Below are 21,735 nucleotides of genomic sequence, written 5' to 3' on the forward strand. Positions count from 1 at the left end.
AGCAAATTCTCTCATTGTCGCTTAAGTTTTAACAGATAAGTTTTACTTTTAGGTCTCTGAGGAATCTAAGATGAGTTTAATGACGGTAAGCGAAGTGGCGTCTTTCCTTGATGTTCAAGAAATACGCGTAGAGCGATTAGAGCGTGAAAGCTTGTTGATAGCAAAAGACAAGGATGTAGAGGGCAAACCTTTGTTTGCCCGTGAAGATGTTGAAAAATACAAAGTTCTGGCAGAACGCCTAGGCGGCATTTAGCAGAGCAGCAAGGGTTAATATACCTTTGCCTGTTGCCCCAGCAGGCATTTCACTGGTTGGGTTACCGTGATATGCCGCTGCCAAATCTAAATGTAGCCATCCCGAAGCTGGCGCAAACCGAGCAAGGAAACCTGCAGCGTTTGATGCGCCACCCGCGCCGCCTCCTTTTACTGGACGACTGTTCGCCGTGTCCGCAAAGTGCGATGGGCACTTGTCTGTATGCCAGCTGGCAAGGGGTAATTGCCAAAACAGTTCTGCCTGCTCATTGGCAACAGAAAATAGCCTGTTGGCAACGGGCTGATCATTGGTAAAGACGGCGTGGTAGTCTGTACCGACTGCATTGACTGCTGCACCTGTTAACGTTGCAGCATCAATGACCAAAGGAGCGCCTGTTTCTGACGCCGCCATGAGACCATCGGCTAATACCAATCTACCCTCTGCGTCGGTGTTGACGACTTCTACTGTCACACCATTTTTGTAGGTAATAATGTCGCCCAATTTGTAGGCATGCCCGCTTATCAAGTTTTCTGCACAACACAAAATTAATTGCACACGTTTACTCAACCCTTGCATTATGGCCAGGCCTAAAGACCCTGTCACGGTCGCCGCGCCCGCCATATCAGCTTTCATATCAAGCATACCTTCAGATGATTTAATGCTGTATCCGCCACTGTCAAACGTAATACCTTTGCCCACTAGAACGGCTTCGATCGGCGCATCGTTATTTGCGGTAGGGTTATAATCTAATACCAACATTGCTGGTGGACGTTCACTACCGCGGCCAACTTCCCAAATTCCCTGCCATCCGTTTTCGATCAAGGCTTCACCCTGAATAATTTCACTGCTGACTTTGTCTGGTGCCAGGGAGGTCAGCCACTCAGCCGCCTTGGATGCCAATACAACGGGCGACATGTTTTCCGGCGTATCATTTACCAGGCTACGGGTAAACACCAAAGACGCATAAGCATTGGTTAGTTTGACTTTATCCTCATTATCACACCAAACAATGGTACTGGTATGGTTGGCGCGAGTGAAGCTAAGTGCAAATGCCCACTGCTGCTGCCAAGTCCACTCACCTGACAATGTCACATGAGGTATACTCATGCCGTCTAACTTGCGTGCAGCCTGTTGAATCGTTCTTAACGGCTCGTTGTCAGGGTCGATATGAATGACTGCGCTGTCGTGAGAAAAAGACAGTGATGTTTTTTTGCCCCATACGCCGTCAGAGGGCTGGGTCGATAAACTGATCGTTAGGGTAGTCATAAGATTTCTTTTTTTAAAATTACCGGTGTAAACGATATGGAGTTTAGTTGTCCACTACTCAAGGGCAAATTAATCAAAAGATACAAACGATTTCTGGCGGATATTGAACTCGAGTCAGGTGAAGTTATCACTGCGCATTGCCCCAACACTGGCGCCATGACGCATTGTGCAACGCCTGGTTGGACTGTATATGTCAGATTTGACCCCAACCCAAAACGCAAACTTGCCTATACGTGGGAACTCTGTGTGACCGACCAAGGACACTGGATTGGAATTAATACGCACAATGCTAACAAGTTAGTCAATGAGGCACTGGCATATCAGAAAGCGCTGTTTCCCTTCCACTTTGATACCATAAAGTCCGAACGTCACCTCAATGGGAGTGCTTCGCGATTCGATTTTGTTCTGCATAATGAATCATCTGACGAATATCACGTTGTAGAGGTTAAATCAGTCACCCTGCTCGAAAAAGACCAAGGTTATTTCCCCGATGCCAAGACCACACGTGGAACCCGCCATTGTATTGAAATGACTGAGCTGGTTAAGCAAGGCATAAAATGCAGCCTGGTTTTTTGTGTGCAACACACTGGGATAAAACGTGTTAGCCCCGCCGCTCATATTGACCCAGAATATGCCAATGCATTGGTTCATGCCTATGAAAGCGGGGTGAGTATTCACGCATTGGGATGTGCCATTAGCAAAGAAAAAATGACTATAAATCAATCACTACCAGTAATCGTTTAAAAAATCAGTTGATTTTTTCGCTAGTGTCTCCATATTTGTTTGCCGCTGATTCGCAGTCACGCTGAATTGCCTGAACGAGTCTATTCTGCTATAGATATTCGATTCCCGACTGAATACAGCGTGTCGTTGTGTAGGAGATGTGGCACATGCCAACAGGAAAAGAACAAAAATCACAAGGCCTTCTCGCGCAAGCAGGGTTATCCCCTTACCAGCCGAAAGATGGCGAAGAGTATATGAATGAAGCGCAAATGGAACACTTCCGTTTGTTGCTTAAAACCTGGCGTAATCAATTGCGTGAAGAAGTCGACCGCACCGTAAGTCACATGAAAGACGAAGCGGCCAACTTTCCTGACCCCGTAGACAGAGCAGCCCAAGAAGAAGAATTCAGTCTTGAGCTACGTACACGAGATCGCGAGCGGAAGTTGATTAAAAAGATCGAAAAAACACTCAAACGCATTGAAGAAGATGATTTTGGTTTCTGCGACTCTTGTGGCATCGAAATTGGAATTAGACGTCTTGAGGCAAGGCCAACAGCTGATCTTTGCATTGACTGTAAAACCCTTGCCGAAATTAAAGAAAAGCAAATGCTAGGCTAATCACTACGGGCAAATGGAATACATTGGCCGATTTGCGCCGTCACCTACTGGGCCCTTGCACTTCGGTTCACTCGTGGCGGCACTTGCCAGCTACCTAGACGCTAGGGCTCACAATGGTCAGTGGCTGTTGCGTATGGAAGACGTCGATATGCCGCGTTGCCAGGAAGACGCTCCCTCATTAATTCGCGACACATTGCATGCACATGGTATGCAGTGGCACACTGAAACGCCAGCACAATCAGCCAGACAAACCGATTACCATGATTGCGTTTCACGGCTGTTATCTCATCAAATGGCCTACTTTTGCGAGTGCACAAGAAAGCAAATAAAAGCGCAAGGTGGCGTGCACAATAAAGATTGCCGGGATTTGTGCACTGGGTCTGGTGCTGTTCGTTTACTCAACGACTCCCCGGTGCAGCGGTTTACTGATCGCTTTTTAGGTGAGACCGTTATATCAGACCTACATGCATTAGAGGATACCGTACTTCGGCGCAGGGACGGCTTATATTCCTACAATCTCGCAGTGGTTGTGGATGACATCGCGCAAAACGTAACACATGTCGTCAGAGGTGAAGATTTACTCGACACCACATCCGCACACCTGACACTATATCGCACATTAAATGCCACGCCGCCAACGTACCTGCATATTCCGATAGTAAAAGACACCAATGGGAATAAACTAAGCAAACAGAATCACGCGCCAGCACTGCGCACTGAATCAGCAAACCAGAATTTACGAGAGGCCTGTGCTTTTCTTGGATTGTCTACTACGTTCATGAAGCAGTGCACTTCACCCGGAAAGATTTTAGACATTGCAGTGAAAGAGTGGCGTAAAAAGTGCGATTTGCTAGGCTAAACTGCCTTTTGCGTATAAACTATCGCGTCAATTTAGGAGGCTGTAACCATCATTAAACGGGTTTTCAAACGCATTGCAGGGGCGTTGTCTGCAGACAATAAAGAGGCGCAATCGAGTGTAGCGGCAAAAGTCTACACCTCTTCTATGCACCCTGTGCGCAACAATATGATGAGCCCCAATGCGCTGAAAGTCACACAAGGCCTGCAGAAAGCAGGGTTTGATGCCTATCTTGTCGGCGGTTGCGTGCGCGACGTATTCCTTGGCGTTACGCCAAAGGATTTTGATGTTGTCACTAATGCTACCCCTGAACAGGTAAAAGAAACGTTTCGCAATTGCCGCGTGATTGGGCGAAGGTTTAAACTTGCCCATGTAGTATTCGGTCGGGAGATCATCGAAGTCGCCACTTATCGTGGTCACCACGGCGACGATGAGTCAACGCAAGGCAAGCTGGCCCGCAGCAAACAAGACGAACAGGGGCAACTTCTACGCGACAATGTATACGGCACTATCGAAGAAGATGCTGAGCGCCGTGATTTCAATATCAATGCCATGTATTACGACCCTCATAGCGGCGACGTCATTGATTTTGCCGGTGGCATAGCCGCTATCGAGTCTGGCACATTTTCATTGATTGGCGATGCTGAAAAGCGCTATCGGGAAGACCCTGTGCGCATGTTAAGAGCCGTCAGGTTTGCTGCCAAATTAAATATGCAGATAGCTGAAGAGGCGGCCAGGCCTATCCATGAGATGGCCGGGCTGCTAAGTAACATTCCACCTGCGCGCCTGTACGAAGAAGTACTCAAACTGTTGCTTGCCGGGTCTGCACAAGCCACCTATGCCATGCTGCAAGAATATGGTTTATTTGCGGTATTGTTTCCACAGGTGCAGCCTTTTTTAGTCGATGAAACGTCGCGAGAAAGCCAGTTTGTGCAAAAGGTACTGCACAATACCGACACCCGAATTAATAACAATCAACGGGTCACACCAGCGTTTCTTTACGCCGCGATTCTCTGGTATCCATTAGAGTCTCATTCCAACAAACTCATGCAGGAAGCCGGTCTGAGTGCGCATGATGCGTTTAATATTGCAATGGGAGAGGTACTACACAGACAATGTCAACGCATTATGATCCCTAAGCGCTTTAGCACTGTGATACGTGACATTTGGCATCTGCAACGTCGTTTACCTAAACGTTTTGGTAAGCGTGCTTATCAGTTACTTGAACATCCGAAGTTCCGTGCAGGATACGACTTTTTGCTATTCAGGGGAGAAATTGAGGGCGGTGATCTATATGAACTCGCACAGTGGTGGACGCAATTTCAAACTGCCGCGCCTGCCAAGCAAAAGAAGCTGCTGAGTGGACTAAAAAATCAAGGCAGCAAAAGTCACCACAGAAGACGAAAGCCAAAGAGACAACAACATGATGCATGAGCACGTATTTTTGGGTCTTGGCAGTAATATGGGTAATAGTGTCCGCACTCTACAAGAAGCCGTTGATTCACTCACCGCAGATGAGCAAACACATCTGGTCGCCTTGTCTTCATTTTACCAAAGCGCTCCTATGGGCCCTCAAGATCAGCCCGATTATATAAATGCAGTTTGCCAAATTAGCACCACCCATTCTCCAGAGGCATTGCTATCACTTTGTCAGCGCATAGAGAATCAATATGGTAGAGAACGGCACCCTGATGAGCGTTGGGGACCCAGAACTCTAGATGTCGATATCTTGTTATTTGGAGAAGAGGCCGTGAATACGCCTGATCTGACAATTCCCCATGCAGGCTTAGCAGACAGAGAATTTGTACTGGTTCCCTTGTTCGAACTAGTTCCTAGCCTTATCATGCCGAACGGTCAACCTTTGGCGAAGTGGGTGTCTGCATGCTCACTAGATGGGCTGAGACGGTTGAGATAACAAACAGGAGGCGAATGTGAAAAAAGTGACCTTGTCGACACTACTTAAAAAGAAGCAGTCTCAAGAAAAAATCACTGCGTTAACGGCATATGATGCCAGCTTTGCCAAACTGTTTGATGAGCAAGGCATAGACGTGATGCTAATAGGTGATTCGCTTGGCATGGTGCTTAATGGGCAAGATGACACACTAGCGGTCACCACTGATGATATTGCCTATCACACAAAAAGCGTAAGAAGCGGTACTAACAGGGCTTTTGTTATTGCTGACATGCCGTTTATGAGCTATTCAACACCACAGACGAGCTACCAAAATGCGGCAAAGCTCATGGCTGCCGGTGCAAGCATGGTGAAAGTCGAGGGTGATGAGTGGTTGGCTGACACAATCGCAGGGCTTCGTCAGCGCGGCGTTCCTGTGTGCGGGCATCTTGGTTTAACGCCTCAGTCAGTACATGTGTTTGGCGGTTTTAAGGTGCAGGGCAGAAGTGACAGTGCTGCTGAGAAACTGTTAGCGTCGGCGAAAGCACTCGAGCAAGCAGGTATCCAAATGTTGGTGCTGGAATGCGTACCAACAGAATTGGGCAAGCGGGTTACTCAGGCACTTTCTATTCCCGTTATTGGAATTGGCGCGGGCGTTCACACGGATGGTCAGATATTGGTAATGCACGATATGTTTGGCGTCAGTGCCAACTATATGCCGAAATTTTCTAAAAATTACTTAGTGGAAACCGGTGATCTTCGCAAAGCAGTGATGCAATACATCGAAGATGTTCACAAGGGGCAGTTTCCCGGTCCAGAACACAGCTTTGAGTAGATTCAATGCAGACCATCGAAAATATAATGACGCTAAGAGAGCATCGCCGCAAATGGCAAATCAACGGCCAGAGTATCGCTTTTGTGCCTACTATGGGCAACTTGCATGAAGGTCATCTTGACCTCGTGCGCGCGGCAAAAGCGAATGCCGATGTCGTTGTCGCGTCTATCTTCGTTAATCCGCTTCAATTTGGCCCAGATGAAGACCTGGATGCTTACCCCAGAACCATAGAAGCGGATAAACAAAAACTAGACAACCTTGGTGTGGATGTATTGTTTTTACCCTCTGTTTCAGATATTTATCCCCGAGGTCTTGAGCAACAAACATTTGTAGAAGTGCCGGGTATTTCATACATGATTTGCGGTGCGAGCCGTCCTGGTCATTTTAGAGGTGTAGCAACCATAGTCTGTAAACTATTTAATATGGTGCAGCCAAATAAAGCGTACTTTGGCGAAAAAGACTTTCAACAATTGCAGGTCATTCGCGCCATGGTGCAAGATTTGTCTATGAATGTAGAAATCTTTGGTGTCCCTACAAAACGAGAAAGCAATGGTTTGGCAATGAGTTCGCGCAATGGATACCTCAGCGAAAGTCAGCAGGAACAGGCCAGTTTGTTGTATTCCACGCTACAATCGCTTGCGTCAGAAATTCAAGGTGGAAGACGAGACTTTGGGCGACTCATTGGTGAGCACAAAAAGCAGCTCATGGAGGCAGGGTTTAAAACTGACTACCTCGAAATCAGAGACGCTGAAAACCTACTACATCCCAGTCATGAAGATACCAAGTTGGTTATTTTGGCTGCAGCTTTCATGGGCAAAACGCGGCTAATCGATAACTTGCAAGTTAGTCTGCCTGATCCTGAGTATTGAGAGCGTCCCATTCCTCAAATGCCACGGCAATCTGACGCTGCTCAGCTAAAATTGCTGCCAGATCAGCATTACTGGTCATGGGATTGGCTAATACGACACGAAATACGGTGATAGGCGTATCGCCGTATTTTGCTACCTCTAGCCGGGTTCTTGATACAAATGATTGCCCCGCTTCACGTTGCGCTTTTTGCACTTTACGAACCAAGACATCAGTCAGTGCGTTGGCTCTTACTTTTCTTTCTTCACAAAGCGTTTCAATCCGTTGTTGAGCGGCTTCAGGTATCACCCGGTAAGTTAGAATAGACAAGGTAGGCTGCGTGATTAGCTCAAAGTCAGGGTGGCGCTGTATCATGTCAGCAAATAGCTGCGCTTTTTCTATGCATTGATCAATGAGAAGCTGATAGCCTTGCCGTCCGAATATGCGCAAAGAAGCGTATACCATCATGGCCATACCGTTACGAGAACCTTCAAGTGTGGTAGAGCCTAAATCTTTCGAGCCTTGCCTAAGAATGTATTGCGCATGATGCCTTACTGCATTAGCAGATTCAGGTTGTTTAAATAAGACCATGCCTGCCCCCATGGGAACATACATCTGCTTGTGTGCATCCATGGTGACTGAGTCTGCCTTTTCAATACCTGAAAGCTTATCGCGATAAGACGTTGAAAATAGTGTAGCGCCGCCCCAGGCAGCATCGACATGAAACCAACACCCAAGTTCTTTTGCCACATCTGCTAGTTCGTCGAGTGGATCTATGTGTCCCGTTTCTGTCGTACCAGCCACGCCAACAAGCGCGAGCAGGTCATTGCCTGCATCCTGATAGGCTTTTCCTGCTTTTAACGCCATCTCTGGGTCGAGCGTTTGTCCTGGGCAAGGCAGAGTGAGCATTTGCTCACGGCCAATACCAAGCAAGTCAATAGCTTTACCTAATGAATAGTGACCACGCCTTGAACTTAGCAGCCCCAGATTTTGAATACCGTAATGACGGTATGCCGCATGCAAACCCGCTCTACCCACGCCTGAGAAGCCTTCTGAGGGGCCTAGCCGACGGTTTCTGGCAACCCACAAAGCGGTGATATTAGCGACTGTACCGCCTGAGCAAAACGCTCCTAATGCATGGTTCGCGCTGTGAAGATAAGTATCGTAAAAGGCATCCTGCTGGTCAAAAATTAGATGATGAAGCATGCCCAACACTTGCCGTTCCAAGGGTGTAAAAGCTTTAGAGGTTTCTATTTTTACTGGGTTTTGGTTCAACCCAACCAATAATTTAGCTAGCGATAAATGAAAATACGGTAACGCCGACGTCATATGTCCAATAAATTTTGGCGAGTACGTATTGACCGAATGTGCAACCAGGTCTTCCCTTAAATGCTCAGCGAGGTCTGATACAAATTCTGGTGACTCGGGTACCGAAGTGGCACTGAATACCTTTTCAATGTCCTCCAGTGATATAGGCCTAGTAACCACATGCTGGGAAAGGAAGTCGAGAATGTCATCAGACAAGTGTTTTTCAATCTGCGTCAGTGCAGAATCTTCGTCCTCAGGCTTGGTGAATACGCGAAAAAGATGTTTTAAACTGACTTGTGCTTTCATTGCATATTCTCAAACTGTAATGCAAAGCATTGCTGCCCGCTTTGCCGGTATTTCCGCTCAAAAGGTGTCATGGGGCTACTACCGTCCAGGTTGCGAATATTTCCCTTAACACCATAGCACATTGCAGCCTGTTCGAATTCCTGCAGGTAAAGTAACCAGTTGCTGCGCACCTCTAAGGTGTTGGAAATGGCCATGAGTGAAGGCATTACATCACTTGCATACCAGCGCTTTTGCAATTGAGAGGGTTTTGGATAAGGGTTAGGGTACAATAGATAATGCCGGTTAAACGTTAGTGCATTGTCGTGTGCAAGGCGCCAAAAATCATTCACATCTGCGCGAATAACGCGGTAATTGCTCCCCTCGTGTTGATAAGCGTGATGCTTGTCTAACCGTGCAACTGACTTGTCCAAGCCGATGACTTTTGCCGCGGGAAAGCGTTCAGCGAGTTTAGCGGTGCTCTCACCCACACCACAGCAAGAATCAAGAATAATTTCCCCAGCCCCGTCCCCCAACCACGCAAGTGCGTCTTCAAAGGCACGCTGCGTATGCGCAGCTATAGGACGTCGACTACGAGACAGGCGATAACGATTTACCCGTTCGATAAGCTTATCGTGTAACCCTGTCTGGCGGGTAGTGATGGTTCTGGCTTGCTGCATACCGAGCGCTTAAGAGCGAATACCCGTGCCGCGCTGCAGAAGAACATAGGCAAGGCTGAACAACACAAGATTAAAAACCACCAAGAGCCCAAGTGAGACAAAAACGTTGACATCACTCACACCCAAAAAGCCATAGCGAAAGCCGTTGACCATATACACGATTGGATTCGCTTTGCTTACCCACTGCCAAAACTCTGGGAGTAATGTTAATGAATAAAATACGCCGCCGAGATAGGTGAGAGGTGTCAGCACAAAGGTAGGTACAACACTGATATCATCGAATGTTTTAGCGAAAATACCGTTTATTAGGCCGGCAGTGGCGAACAGAATAGAAGTCAGTAATAGCGTCACAACAATAATCGCAACACTGTGAATGTTTACATCAACGAAGAATAACGAGACAGCGGTAACGATAATACCAATGAGACTGGCTCTAGCAACACCACCGCCAACAAACCCGAGAATAATAGCCCATGTAGGAACGGGGGATACCAATAACTCTTCAACATTGCGCTGAAATTTAGCACTAAAGAATGACGATGAAACATTGGCATAAGAATTCGTAATGATCGCCATCATAATAAGGCCGGGAACAATAAACTCCATGTACGTAAAGCCACCCATTTGACCAATGCGCTCACCGATCAGGCTTCCAAAAATGACAAAATACAAAGTCATGGTAATTGCAGGGGGCACCAGTGTCTGAATCCAGATGCGTAAAAAACGTGTGCACTCTTTTATCCACAAGGTTGTCAATGCAGTAAAATTAGAACCCGAGTCCATCGTTATTCAGCCCCCTCTTCTCGTCCTGACTCAACTAGACGAACAAACAGCTCTTCCAGTCGATTAGACTTATTTCTCATGCTCATTACCTGAACACCCTGTTGATCCAATTGTGAAAAGACAGGATTCAAACCGGTCGTTTTAGGTACATCAACTTCCAGTGTATTGGCATCTGTCATTCGAGTAGTAAACCCTTCCAACACAGGCTCTCCAGAGCACTTTACGTCGAGGACAAAGGTTTCTACATTCAATTTCGCCAACAAAGATTTCATACTGGTGTTTTCAACAATGCGCCCTTTATCAATAATGGCAATGTGACGGCATAGCATCTCTGCTTCTTCTAGGTAATGCGTAGTGAGTATAATGGTGATCCCCTGCTCGTTGATCTCACGCAGAAATGTCCACATTGCACGCCGAATCTCGATGTCTACACCTGCGGTGGGTTCGTCTAAGATAAGCATTTTCGGCTCATGCATTAATGCCCTGGCAATCATCAGCCTGCGCTTCATTCCTCCAGACAACTCTCTTGCTCTGGCATTGCGTTTATCCCAAAGCTCAAGTTGTTTTAAATACTTCTCGGCGCGCTGTTTCGCTTCACTTCGGGGTACACCATAGTAGCCGGCCTGATTAATCACTATTTGCTGAAGTGTTTCGAATTGATTGAAGTTAAACTCTTGTGGCACCAGGCCAATACAGGCTTTTGCTGCGGCTTTTTGTGAGTCGAGGTCAAAATCAAATACATTAACCTTGCCCTGTGTTGCATTGACCAACGAACTAATAATACCGATTGTGGTAGATTTGCCTGCCCCATTGGGGCCCAATAAGGCAAAAAAATCGCCCTGTTCCACCTGCAGGTCAACGCCCTTAAGCGCCTCTACGCCACCTTTGTAAACCTTTTTCAGGCCACTGATATTAAGCGCATGCATAACGTCTATTTGCACCTTCTATGAATAAGTTATCTGCTCGAAAAAGCGTAATCGCGTATTTTGCCACAAGTTACTCTGCGTGACACACTGGCCGGGTTATTTCTTTTGTCTGGACAACCAATTTCGCTTTCTGCGATTAGCAAGCAGACGGGCAAAGCGCTTCATTCCCACCGTGTTATCTGTTTCATCAACAATATCGATACCTAACAGACGTTCTAACAGATCTTCAAGAGTGAGTATGCCCTCCAAGCCACCATATTCATCGACGACGAGTAACATATGGATTTGACGACTTAAAAAATGATCGAAAGTCGCTGATAAAGGCATACTGTTTAACAAGGTCACCATGGATTTACGGAAAGTGGAAACCGGTGCATCACCATTGCCTCTGGCCTGTGCAACCAAAAGGTCCGAACGAAGCACGAAGCCGTTTACGTGTTCAGTGTTATCTTTCTCAAACACAGGGATGCGCGAATAATGAATATCTGCATGCTCATTGAAAAATGTAGCGACCGTCATATCTTCGGGGATTGAGAACACTTTGGTTCTGTGCGTCATGGCATCACGCACTTTTAAATCATGTAGTGATAACAGGCTTTGTAAGAATCGGTGTTCATGCTCGGCGAGCTGCCCTTCTTGCGCTGACAGCTCAGCGATTGCGTGAAACTCGTGACGACTTAGACCTCTTAGCGGACTCTCTTCTGTCATACGACTTGTTAACTTTTGTGACATGAGTACAAATGGATAAAGGATCAGCACTAAATACTTAAGAAAATAGGCCGTTAAGGGAGCCAGTGCACGCCAATACGTTGCCCCCAATGTTTTTGGAATAATTTCAGAAAAAACCAGGATCAAAAGGGTAAGTACGGCGGATATTACCCCCAAGTAAGCATCACCAAAAACAGTGGCAGCTTGTGCGCCCGCACCAGCCGCCCCCATGGTATGTGCAATCGTGTTTAGGGTGAGAATGGCGGCCAGAGGTTTGTTGATATCTTTGCTCAAGGACGCAAGTAAAGCTCCGCTGGGCTTATTCTCTTTTTCTAATACCGAAATGTAAGCCGGTGACACACTCAAGATAACCGCCTCTGCAATAGAACATAAAAACGAAAATCCAAGAGCAATGAATACATAAATGAAAAGTAATGTCACAAATTAGTCCAAAAGAAAGGCGTTGTCCGTTGCAAAGACCATAGGATATATAATTTTACCGCATTGCGTGAACGTTTTTGTCTGCTACGCTGGTCTTTAGTAAAAAGATTAATGTTGTCTTATCGTGATTAGATATTGTCTGCTCTTTCTGTTGTTTTGCCATTCTGTTACTGCGTCGCAGCTGAGTGTAAACGTTGTTGACGATTCGGGTAATAAAGTGGCCTTCGCGGCAATTACTCTCACACCAGCTGATGAAAATACCCCTGCTACCCGCCATCATAGTAAAGACAGCGTAGAAACGATGGCACAAATCAACGAGCAGTTTATGCCCTACGTGCTCGTCATCTCGCCGGGAACCAAAGTGGAATTTCCAAACCGAGACAACATCAAACATCACGTTTACTCGTTCTCTGAAGCCAAGACATTTGAGCTAGAACTCTATGACGATTTTGATGGCACCCCCGTCACATTTGAAAATACGGGCATTGTCGAAGTTGGCTGTAACATTCACGACTGGATGCTTGCTTATATTTACGTTACTGACGCGCCCTTCTATGGCGCCACAAAAGAAGACGGTATGGCTTCATTAACACTCCCCGACGGACAGTACAATGCTCGAATATGGCATCCAAATTTAGATCGTCGTGAGGGAAATAAAGATTACAGAGTCATGGTAAAAGGCAACACAACCGTGTCATTGGCATTATCTTACCCACTTCTAGAGGGGTTTGATTTTTCATCTGGCTTTTCTGACTATTAATGCTCTCGGAAGGTATACCCATGTTTCTACGCTTTAGTATTGGCCTTTTACTTTTAATCAAGAGCACTGTCTCGTTTGCTTTTTCTGTTGAAGGTGTTATTCGCTTAAGTTCAGTGAGTAACAATGCGCAACCCAGCTTTTTTGATAAGGGTAATGGCATTTTTCGCTCTGACGGGAACGACCTTCTGTTAAGTCAGGCTATACTCTCCACACAAGTCGATGTAGGCAAAAGTCTGGTTTTACACAGCGTAGCCAATGCCTACAGCGACGGAGACAAGCAGTTGGGGCTAACCCAGGCCTATCTTGAGTATCGCCCGTTGTCTCCAGGTGTTTTTCGATGGTCTTCTAGGGCCGGATTATTTTATCCTCGCTTATCGGTAGAAAACACGGATGTGGGTTGGCTAGCCAACCATTTTATTACTTCTTCAGCCTTAAATAGCTGGATTGGCGAAGAGCTGCGGGTGCCAGGTCTCGAATTGAGTCTTCATCGTTCGGGAAGAAAAGCCAAAAGTCCTTGGTCTTTTCGGTTTGACTTGGGTGCCTATAAAGGCAATGACACCACGGGCACGCTACTCACCTGGCGTGGTTTTGCCATTCACGACCGTCAAACACTGCATCACGAGAGGGTAGAATTTGCCCCACTACCCAGTGTGATTAGTCCCGACTATTTTAATGCCCCAAGTTGGACTGAGCCATTTACAGAAGTAGACGGTAAAGTTGGCTTTTATGTGGGCGCTCAGGCCCAGTATGTGCGCAAATTGGACATTCGCTATTTCATTTATGACAACCGAGCTAATCCGCTAAAAGTCAATGAACAGCGCCTTTATGCATGGCACACTAAATTTCATTCCCTTGCCACGCGGTACCTGATGACTCCCAATTTAACGCTTTCACTGCACCTCATGGACGGCGCAACTGAAATGGGAAGCCGTTTGGTTTATGCTGATTTCCGCGCCGCCTATGGCGCATTTAGCTATACCCAGGGGGCGCATAAATATTCAGTGAGACTTGACCTTTTTGACGTTAAAGAAGATGACCTAGTCCCAAAAGACTACAATGATAGCCATGGACATGCACTGACCATCAACTGGACCTACAGACTTTCCAACAACTGGCAAGTTACTGCCGAAGGCATCTACACAAAACACAGATTTGAAAACAGACCGTCATTAGCAATTGCTGACAAGCAGAGGGATTATCAGGGTCAACTTGCCATGACCTATCGGTTTTGACGCAAAAAGTTCACTAGACTTTGGTAGTAAAGCCCACCAGCATTGTCAGAATAGATCTAGACTAGCCGAGTCACACAGATAAATACTGGCGGTGTATTCATGGAGCAGCAAGACAAAGAACGGTTCGAAGCGATGCTCGAACACTATGCGAAAACCTTTTCTGAATTGGTTCATCAAACACTGAGTGCGGAAAATAGAGGCGCACTGAACGTTGCTGACTTGATGTTTGATCCTAAAGGCTATGAACAGCTCTTAGCCAGTGCGGTTCAGGTGGACGCCAACAAACTCATGCAAAACCAAATGCAATTCATGCAAAAGCAAACTGCGTTGTGGGAGCAAGCCAGTAAAGCCATGATGGGCGAAAAGATGCACGCAGTGGTTGAAGAAGAGAGAGGCGACAAACGTTTTTCGCATGAAGACTGGCAGAAGAATCCCGTCTTCAATTACGTCAAACAGTCTTATCTGCTCAATTCTGAACTGATGAAAAACACCGTGGAAGCACTCACGTTTGCCGATGCTAAAGCAGCTGAGCAGGCACGATTTTACACCCGACAATATGTAAATTCAGTATCCCCCACCAATAGTGCATTTACCAACCCCGAAGTCTGCGAAGCCATACTGGAAAGCAATGGCCAAAACTTACTCAAGGGTATGCAAAACTTCATAGACGACCTTGAAAAAAGCCCCGTTGAGGCCTTTAAAATTACGCAAACCGATGCCAATGCGTTTGAAATAGGCAAAGACTTGGCAGCCACGCCTGGTCAGGTGATATTTAAGAATGCGTTCATAGAATTAATTCACTATACGCCGGTAACCGAGAAGCAATTTGCAACGCCTGTACTCATTACTCCCCCGTTTATCAACAAATACTACATTCTCGATATGGACGAGCGTAAGTCCATGGTGCGGTGGTTGCTCAGTGAAGGCTACGCTGTTTTCATCATTTCATGGGTCAATCCTGATGTCAGTCTTCGCGACAAAGATTTTGTTGATTACATGAAAGGCGGTCCACTGACTGCCCTAGATGTTGTGACAGGCATTACCAAAGCCAAAAAGGTAAATATGGTTGGATGGTGCGTAGGTGGAACATTGCTTTCATTAGCAAGTGCTTACTTACGCTCAAAGGGCGACGAAAGGATTAACTCTGTTACTTTACTGACAACCCTTTTAGATTTTTCAAAGCCGGGAGAGCTCGGCAACTACATGTCAGCACAAACCTTCCCGCTACTTGAGCAAAGCGCTTCAATCAAAGGGATATTTGACGGCCGAATTTTGGGCCTTAGTTTCAGTCTTCTCAGAGAGAACAACCTGTTCTGGTCATTTTTCATTAGGAACTACCTCAAGGGAGAAGATCCTGCTGCCTTTGATATTTTATACTGGAATAGTGATGCAACTAACCTAACCGCCGCGTGTTTTAAACAATACCTGGAATTCACTTACATCGAAAATCAGTTGCAAGAGCCCGGCAAAGTCGTGATTGATAACATTGCAATAGATTTAGCGAATATGGATATGCCTTGTTATTTCTTAACAACCCTTGCAGATCATATTGTTCTTTGGGACGGCGCATATACCGGAACTAAACTCATTTCGGGTCCGGCTAGGTTTGTTCTTGCCGGGTCAGGCCATCTCGCTGGGGTCATCAATCCGGTCAAAGACGGTAAATACCCGCATTGGATCAATGATGAATTACCAGAACACGCCGAAGAGTGGTTTGAAGGCGCACAAAAAGTGGAAGGCTCCTGGTGGCCTGACTGGCACCAGTGGATGTCGAGGCAATCCGGTCGCAAACGCGCCGCCTGGCAAGTGGGCGAGCACCCTGACTACCCTGCGCTTTATCCTGCTCCGGGTGAGTATGTGAAAAAACGTTTGTAAGCTTGTTATACTCGGGGTACTAAGATTCAACTAGGCCGTTATTTTGATCTCAATTAAAAAGTACCCCAATCGCCGTTTATACGACACGTCTCAGAGTAAATATGTCAACTTGGACTATATACGGGAACTGATTAAAGGGCATAAAGAGTTTGAAGTTGTTGATTCCAAAAGTGGTGAAGACCTCACTAAAAGCATACTTTTACAGATAATCACAGAGTCTGAATCTAATCATCAACAGTCGTTGTTGACTGATGTCTTGCTAAAACAATTAATTCGATTCTATGACAGTGACATGCAAGTTTTTGTCAGACAGTACCTAGAACAGAGCATACTGTCATTCTTGCAACAACAGGAGAAGATGCAGAGCATGTTAAACAACATGACACAGGCCAACCCGGTCAATATGTTCAGCGCAATGATGGAAGACAGCCTGAAAAATTTCTCATCCTGGACAGACAAAGATAAAAAGAAACCTTAAGACTTTGCTGCTTTGCAACATTAATCGCAACTAGCACTTCTAAACTTATTTCTAACCTTGACAAAAACATTTGCTGCATCGCAACATTTCTTGTTGACAGCCATATAAATACTGACTACTATTTAACCATCTTGCTGCACTGCAGCAATCAGTTTAACAGGAGCCAGCTATGCTGAAACAATATTCAGACAACATGCAAAAGTCGATGAAAGATCTTTTGAGTATTAACGCGGGCGCGTTAGAGCAGTTCTCACAACAACAAACTGAACTTTTCACCGGATTGATTAGCGACAGCATAAGCTATGCAGCTTCTCTATCAAAGCAAAACGAATACAAAGGCTGGTTGAACGCAAGCCATGCCTACACTGAATCTGTGCGCACAAGAATGCTAAAGACCGCGAAGGCGTCCTATGCAACCTTATCTTCGACCAAAGAAAAAACAACGGAGCTGCTAACGGCTGACATGGCGAACAAAGCAAACGCTAAGCCAGCAGCACCAGCAGTGACGCCAACAAAGAAGGCAGCTCCAACTAAAAAATCGACACCAGTAAAAAAGGTGGCGCCAAAAACTGAAGCAGGTAAGGCAAAGGCAACACCTGCGACACCGCGAAAAACGGCGGCGAGCAAAACGAAGTCAGAGAACGAGTAATTTTTACTAACTGGAGGATCATCATGATTGATCAAATGAATGAGCAACTACAAGCAAGTATGAAACCAGTAGCGGAACTGGCTACTTTGAACATGAAGGCCCTGCAGGATTTGGCCACACAGCAGAATACACTTTTTACAACCCTTCTTAATGACGGCGTAGAATTCGTGCAAAGTGCCTCTGGTCAAAAAGATGTAATGGGCCTGATGGATATGCAAAAGAGTTACGTTGAAGGATTGCAGTCTACAGTCACGTCAGCTGCTCAGGATGCCTACGCGGTTATTTCAGAAACACAGAAAAGTGCCGGTGTTATCTTCAAAGGAATGAGCGAAGAAGTTAGCGAAAAATTCGCCAGCATGAACAAGTAATATCCCTTCTTACAGGCAACCATGGACGGTTTTCGCTATCTTATTTTTCTTAAAATTTCTTTGGGGAGATGGGTATGATGAACTATCAAGCCTATGACTTTATGGCCCGCGGTGGTCATGTAATGCATGATGGCTATAGCTTATTAAATGATATGCTCATGCATCCTGGAAACCCGCTTTCCTATACTTGGTTTGGCAAAGTCACCTCAGCTAGCCTGGAAACTGCCATGCGCCTTACTCGTCGCTATGACAAGCTTGGCTTTAATATTAATGAAATTACACTGGGCAATAAAAAGTTTGTCGTTCAGGAAAGAGTGGCATTAAGTAAGCCGTTTTGTGATTTGATTCACTTTGACAGAGTAGGTCACGAAGTCGAACACAAGGTACTTCTGGTTGCCCCACTGTCTGGCCATCACGCTACCTTGCTTAAAGGCACAGTCGAAGCGCTGTTACCCGACCATGAAGTGTACATTACCGACTGGCTCGATGCCCGGGAAGTGCCTCTTGAAGCGGGCCCATTCTCTTTCGACTGCTATGTGTCTTACCTAATTGAGATGCTGGAGTTTTTAGGCCCTGACACCAGTGTTATCGCCATTTGCCAGCCTACAGTACAAGCACTGATTGCCAGTGCAGTCATGGCTCAGCAAAAGAACCCTTGTGCACCTACTTCACTCACATTAATGGCAGGTCCAATAGACCCATCCCAGAATCCAACCCGAGTGAATGAGTTTTCGCAAAAGCACCCTATGTCTTGGTTTAAACGCTTTGCCATTCAAAAAGTTCCCTTAGGTTACCCTGGGGCAGGCAGAGAAGTGTATCCCGGCTTTATGCAATTGGGTGGTTTCATTTCTATGAACCAAGAAACACATTTAAAAAAATATTCTAATTTCTTCATGAACTTACTGTACGGTGAAGAGGAAGATGCCGATAGATTTCGCGCCTTCTACGATGAATATATGGCGGTATTAGACATGCCCGCTGAATTCTATCTAGAAACCATTGAGCGAGTCTTTAAGCGCAATGAGATTGCTAAAGGCCTGATCACTTACCAGGGTGAACCGGTAGATTTTTCTTCGATTGTCGATATGGCTCTACTGACCGTAGAGGGCGCAAATGATGATATATGTGGTTTGGGCCAAACTGAAGCCGCACACACAATATGTAAAAGTATCCCTAAGTCAAAGCGTGTACATCATGTTCAACAAGGTGCGGGACATTATGGCATCTTTAGCGGGTCAAAATTCAGAAAGCACATTCGGCCACTAATTACCGACTTCATACATAAACATGAATCTTAAAAAGGCCCTATACGGGCCTTTTTAATAAATTCATCATTAATACATGTGTTGCCCACCATTTATGGACAAGGTTGAACCAGTAATAAACCCCGCGTCATCACTGACCAAAAAGAGGACGCTACGCGCGATATCATTGGGGTTGCCAAGCCGCCCTACCGGGATGGTTGCGATAATTTTCTTCAACACGTCTTCTGGCACAGCGCGTACCATGTCAGTGTCGACATACCCAGGGGCTATGGCATTGACGGTTATGCCTTTACCCGCTCCTTCTAGTGCCAACGCTTTGGTAAAACCGTGGATACCAGATTTTGCAGCTGCGTAATTCACTTGGCCATACTGACCGGCCTGTCCATTTACTGAGCCCACATTCACAATGCGACCAAAACCATTTTGGCGCATCTTCTCAATCACGGCTTTGCAGGTATTAAAACAAGATGCCAAGTTTGTTTGAATAACTTGATCCCATTGCTCAAAACTCATTCGATGCATAGTGGTATCACGTGTGATACCGGCATTGTTCACTAACACATCAATATCACCAAAATCTGATTCTATCTGGGCAACCGCGCTTTGGACTGCGTCATAATCAGAAACGTCAAACTTTAACGCAGTGATCCCCGTTCGTTCTGTAAAGGCCTGAGCCGCAGCGTCATTACCACCGTAGTTCGCGACAACTTGATAGCCTTTTTCTTTCAGGTTGACACTAATTGCCTCACCAATCCCACGGGTCCCGCCCGTCACTAATGCCAATCTGCTCATTGGTCTTCTCCAAATTTGCGTTAAAAGATTTTCTTCGAATGAGAACGGCGATTAACATTCGTACAGTTTGTTTATAAAGTATGCAAAGCAATAGAAAAATAAGACCTTGGTATGAGGTCAACCAGTTGCGTGAAGTATGTTGACCTGGATCAATTGCACAAATATGAATCACCGATGACGTTTTTGTGTAATCAAAACGTTGGCAGCAGGAGGAAGCGATCTATGTTACAAAGTTATCTATCTGATTTTGGCCTGATATAAGAAGATGTGCATGCTGTAGACGAGGTTTATGTACTTGACCGTTTAAAGGCCAACACGGGATTCGATGTCAGACAAGAAGCCTACACGTTGGAGTATATGCGCGCAGAAGACACCTAATCGACGCGCATTTTTAAGGCTAATTCTGTGCGGCTTCTATCGCTACTTGAGGCTGGTGTTCAGCACCATAGTCAAACACCACAGCCAGCACTAATACTAAAGACGCCGCCGCCATAAGCTTCAACATGAGTGGTAAGCAGAACCGAAACCACAAATGATAAGGCACACCGGCCATGCCAATAATGCCCATGAGTACAGCATTAGTTGGCACTATCATATTTGAGAATCCATCACCGAATTGATAAGCCAGTACCGCGATTTGCCTGTTAACGCCAATAATGTCTCCTACAGGTGCCATGAGAGGCATGGTCACGTATGCTTGCCCGCTGCCGGAAGGAATAAACAAGTTTAAAATGGTTTGCATAATAAACATGCCAACAGACGCAATTTCAGCCCCTAGGTAGGAGAGAGGGTACGACATGGCATAGACTAACGTATGTAAAATTTGTCCGTCTTCCATGATCAGCGCGATACCTCTTGCCACACCCACCAGCATCGCGGTGGTTGCTAAGTCTTTTACACCTTCAATAAACTTTTCTGCAGCGTCACTGGCATTGAGTTGTCCAACTACCGCAGTAAAAATTCCCCAAATGATGAACATGGCCCCTAGCTCATACAAGTACCAGCCTTGTTGAGAAATGCCCCACACTGCGATAACAACAGTAGCGACCAACCCAAATAATATTGATTTATGGCGCATGTTTAACGTGGGGTAGTCTGCCTGCTCTGTGCCCTGTAAGGGGCATGGGATACCGACGGTAAGCGAGCTTCCGGGTTCGGCCTCGACCTTTTTTGCGTAACGCCATACATGATGAAAACCGATAAGTACAAAGGGCAAGAAGATTGCTAGGCGCAGTTCAATGCCCGAATACAAGGGAACATCAGCTACCTGCTGCGCAATCATTACAGTAAAAGGGTTGAACGCAGATACCCCATAACCAATGCCGTAACCCACTACTACCATGCCGACTGCTGTCATAGCATCCAATTTCATTGCCTTACATAAGCCAACGAGTATGAGCACAAAAGGAATATACTCTCCTGCTGTACCTATCGCACCGGACGCCATCGCAAAGGTAAACACCACCATAAATATGAGCATGTGAGGCTTGTTGCCAAAACGCTCCAATAACCGCCCAATAAGCGCATCAATCGTGCCCGTTGCCCGAGCTATCGCGAGTACGCCACCAACAATAAACACGAAGAATATAACGTCCTGCGCTGCTGCCAATGCCCTTGGGATAGCAACAAAAAAGTCCATAGGTGTTAACCGGATTTGTGCGTCAGCTAATGCAAATGTGCCTGGAACTACCGCTTGACGACCGTTTTCAAGCGTGACCGTTTCAAAAAAGCCTTGAGGCACAAGCCAGGTCGCGACAAACGCCAACAGCATCATGGACAAGAGTAATATAAGCGTATGAGGTACTTTTAAGAGAGATTTCATAATAAAGATATAAACAGCCTTGTTTCAAAATACCGCGCAATTTTACAAGGGCTTTACTTTTTTTGCTGGAGTTTTTTACTTT

General features: G+C 46.0%; 23 protein-coding genes. 15 read left to right on the forward strand and 8 right to left on the reverse strand.

Translation table 11 applies throughout. The annotated features are described in order from the left end of the window. Positions 1-70 precede the first annotated feature (70 nt). Positions 71-253 (forward strand): helix-turn-helix domain-containing protein, encoded by a 183-nt coding sequence (locus tag DRW07_RS18055; protein ID WP_124029354.1) that lies wholly within the window; start codon positions 71-73, stop codon positions 251-253. Here the strand turns inward: DRW07_RS18055 and pepB are convergent. Then, positions 239-1,516 carry an aminopeptidase PepB gene (gene pepB, locus DRW07_RS18060; RefSeq protein ID WP_124029355.1) on the reverse strand — a complete coding sequence of 426 codons (1,278 nt, stop codon included), beginning with the start codon at positions 1,514-1,516 and terminating at the stop codon, positions 239-241. The genes DRW07_RS18055 and pepB overlap by 15 nt on opposite strands. Positions 1,517-1,552: 36 nt before the next feature. Between pepB and sfsA the strand changes: the two genes are divergently transcribed. The 7 genes from sfsA (at position 1,553) to panC (ending at position 7,307) form a co-directional block, all read left to right on the forward strand. Continuing rightward, positions 1,553-2,260, forward strand: coding sequence for a DNA/RNA nuclease SfsA (gene sfsA, locus DRW07_RS18065; protein WP_124029356.1), 708 nt, complete (start codon positions 1,553-1,555; stop codon positions 2,258-2,260). Positions 2,261-2,406: 146 nt separating this feature from the next. Further along, positions 2,407-2,856, forward strand: a complete 450-nt coding sequence (gene dksA / locus DRW07_RS18070; protein ID WP_124029357.1) for an RNA polymerase-binding protein DksA — start codon at positions 2,407-2,409, stop codon at positions 2,854-2,856. Positions 2,857-2,869: 13 nt separating this feature from the next. Further along, complete coding sequence (gluQRS, locus tag DRW07_RS18075) at positions 2,870-3,715, forward strand: tRNA glutamyl-Q(34) synthetase GluQRS (protein ID WP_124029358.1); 846 nt, start codon at positions 2,870-2,872, stop codon at positions 3,713-3,715. A gap of 84 nt (positions 3,716-3,799) precedes the next feature. Beyond that, a complete protein-coding gene (pcnB, locus tag DRW07_RS18080) occupies positions 3,800-5,146 on the forward strand; it encodes a polynucleotide adenylyltransferase PcnB (RefSeq protein ID WP_276310727.1) in 1,347 nt (448 codons plus the stop codon). Beyond that, entirely contained in the window at positions 5,136-5,627 is a 492-nt protein-coding gene (folK, locus tag DRW07_RS18085; RefSeq protein ID WP_124029359.1) for a 2-amino-4-hydroxy-6-hydroxymethyldihydropteridine diphosphokinase, read from the forward strand. Before pcnB ends, folK begins: the two co-directional genes overlap by 11 nt. 16 nt (positions 5,628-5,643) lie before the next feature. Continuing rightward, positions 5,644-6,438 (forward strand): 3-methyl-2-oxobutanoate hydroxymethyltransferase, encoded by a 795-nt coding sequence (panB, locus tag DRW07_RS18090; protein WP_124029360.1) that lies wholly within the window; start codon positions 5,644-5,646, stop codon positions 6,436-6,438. A gap of 5 nt (positions 6,439-6,443) precedes the next feature. Then, positions 6,444-7,307, forward strand: coding sequence for a pantoate--beta-alanine ligase (gene panC, locus DRW07_RS18095; protein ID WP_124029361.1), 864 nt, complete (start codon positions 6,444-6,446; stop codon positions 7,305-7,307). On the opposite strand, the gene panP is transcribed toward panC, so the two are convergent. The 5 genes from panP to DRW07_RS18120 all read right to left on the reverse strand — a co-directional run bounded on the left by panP (position 7,282) and on the right by DRW07_RS18120 (position 12,412). Continuing rightward, entirely contained in the window at positions 7,282-8,898 is a 1,617-nt protein-coding gene (gene panP / locus DRW07_RS18100) for a pyridoxal-dependent aspartate 1-decarboxylase PanP (protein ID WP_124029362.1), read from the reverse strand. The two genes, panC and panP, sit on opposite strands and share 26 nt — an antisense overlap. Further along, positions 8,895-9,554, reverse strand: coding sequence for a tRNA (guanine(46)-N(7))-methyltransferase TrmB (trmB, locus tag DRW07_RS18105; RefSeq protein ID WP_124029363.1), 660 nt, complete (start codon positions 9,552-9,554; stop codon positions 8,895-8,897). Before trmB ends, panP begins: the two co-directional genes overlap by 4 nt. 9 nt (positions 9,555-9,563) lie before the next feature. After that, the gene (locus tag DRW07_RS18110; RefSeq protein ID WP_124029364.1) at positions 9,564-10,337 is read right to left on the reverse strand and encodes an ABC transporter permease; all 774 of its coding nucleotides are present in this window, start codon (positions 10,335-10,337) and stop codon (positions 9,564-9,566) included. A gap of 2 nt (positions 10,338-10,339) precedes the next feature. Beyond that, a complete protein-coding gene (locus tag DRW07_RS18115) occupies positions 10,340-11,263 on the reverse strand; it encodes an ABC transporter ATP-binding protein (protein WP_124029365.1) in 924 nt (307 codons plus the stop codon). A 96-nt stretch (positions 11,264-11,359) separates the two neighbouring features. Next, positions 11,360-12,412 carry a CNNM domain-containing protein gene (locus tag DRW07_RS18120; protein ID WP_124029366.1) on the reverse strand — a complete coding sequence of 351 codons (1,053 nt, stop codon included), beginning with the start codon at positions 12,410-12,412 and terminating at the stop codon, positions 11,360-11,362. Positions 12,413-12,536: 124 nt separating this feature from the next. Between DRW07_RS18120 and DRW07_RS18125 the strand changes: the two genes are divergently transcribed. The 7 genes from DRW07_RS18125 to DRW07_RS18155 all read left to right on the forward strand — a co-directional run bounded on the left by DRW07_RS18125 (position 12,537) and on the right by DRW07_RS18155 (position 19,072). Next, complete coding sequence (locus DRW07_RS18125) at positions 12,537-13,172, forward strand: methylamine utilization protein (protein WP_124029367.1); 636 nt, start codon at positions 12,537-12,539, stop codon at positions 13,170-13,172. A 20-nt stretch (positions 13,173-13,192) separates the two neighbouring features. After that, positions 13,193-14,404 carry a hypothetical protein gene (locus DRW07_RS18130; RefSeq protein WP_124029368.1) on the forward strand — a complete coding sequence of 404 codons (1,212 nt, stop codon included), beginning with the start codon at positions 13,193-13,195 and terminating at the stop codon, positions 14,402-14,404. Positions 14,405-14,503: 99 nt separating this feature from the next. After that, on the forward strand, positions 14,504-16,279 hold the full coding sequence (locus DRW07_RS18135) for a PHA/PHB synthase family protein (protein WP_124029369.1): 1,776 nt from the start codon (positions 14,504-14,506) through the stop codon (positions 16,277-16,279). 43 nt (positions 16,280-16,322) lie between these two features. Then, positions 16,323-16,757: a polyhydroxyalkanoate synthesis repressor PhaR gene (gene phaR / locus DRW07_RS18140; RefSeq protein WP_124029370.1), complete on the forward strand. Its 435-nt coding sequence runs from the start codon at positions 16,323-16,325 to the stop codon at positions 16,755-16,757. A gap of 169 nt (positions 16,758-16,926) precedes the next feature. Beyond that, complete coding sequence (locus DRW07_RS18145; protein WP_124029371.1) at positions 16,927-17,406, forward strand: phasin family protein; 480 nt, start codon at positions 16,927-16,929, stop codon at positions 17,404-17,406. Between the two features lie 23 nt (positions 17,407-17,429). Next, entirely contained in the window at positions 17,430-17,774 is a 345-nt protein-coding gene (locus tag DRW07_RS18150) for a phasin family protein (RefSeq protein ID WP_124029372.1), read from the forward strand. 74 nt (positions 17,775-17,848) lie between these two features. After that, complete coding sequence (locus tag DRW07_RS18155) at positions 17,849-19,072, forward strand: polyhydroxyalkanoate depolymerase (protein WP_240630736.1); 1,224 nt, start codon at positions 17,849-17,851, stop codon at positions 19,070-19,072. A gap of 36 nt (positions 19,073-19,108) precedes the next feature. On the opposite strand, the gene phbB is transcribed toward DRW07_RS18155, so the two are convergent. Then, complete coding sequence (gene phbB, locus DRW07_RS18160) at positions 19,109-19,831, reverse strand: acetoacetyl-CoA reductase (RefSeq protein ID WP_124029373.1); 723 nt, start codon at positions 19,829-19,831, stop codon at positions 19,109-19,111. Between the two features lie 397 nt (positions 19,832-20,228). After that, the gene (locus DRW07_RS18165) at positions 20,229-21,653 is read right to left on the reverse strand and encodes a YfcC family protein (RefSeq protein WP_124029374.1); all 1,425 of its coding nucleotides are present in this window, start codon (positions 21,651-21,653) and stop codon (positions 20,229-20,231) included. Positions 21,654-21,735 lie beyond the last annotated feature (82 nt).

The organism is Paralteromonas sediminis (assembly GCF_003820355.1).
Classification (GTDB): Bacteria; Pseudomonadota; Gammaproteobacteria; order Enterobacterales; family Alteromonadaceae; genus Alteromonas_F; species Alteromonas_F sediminis.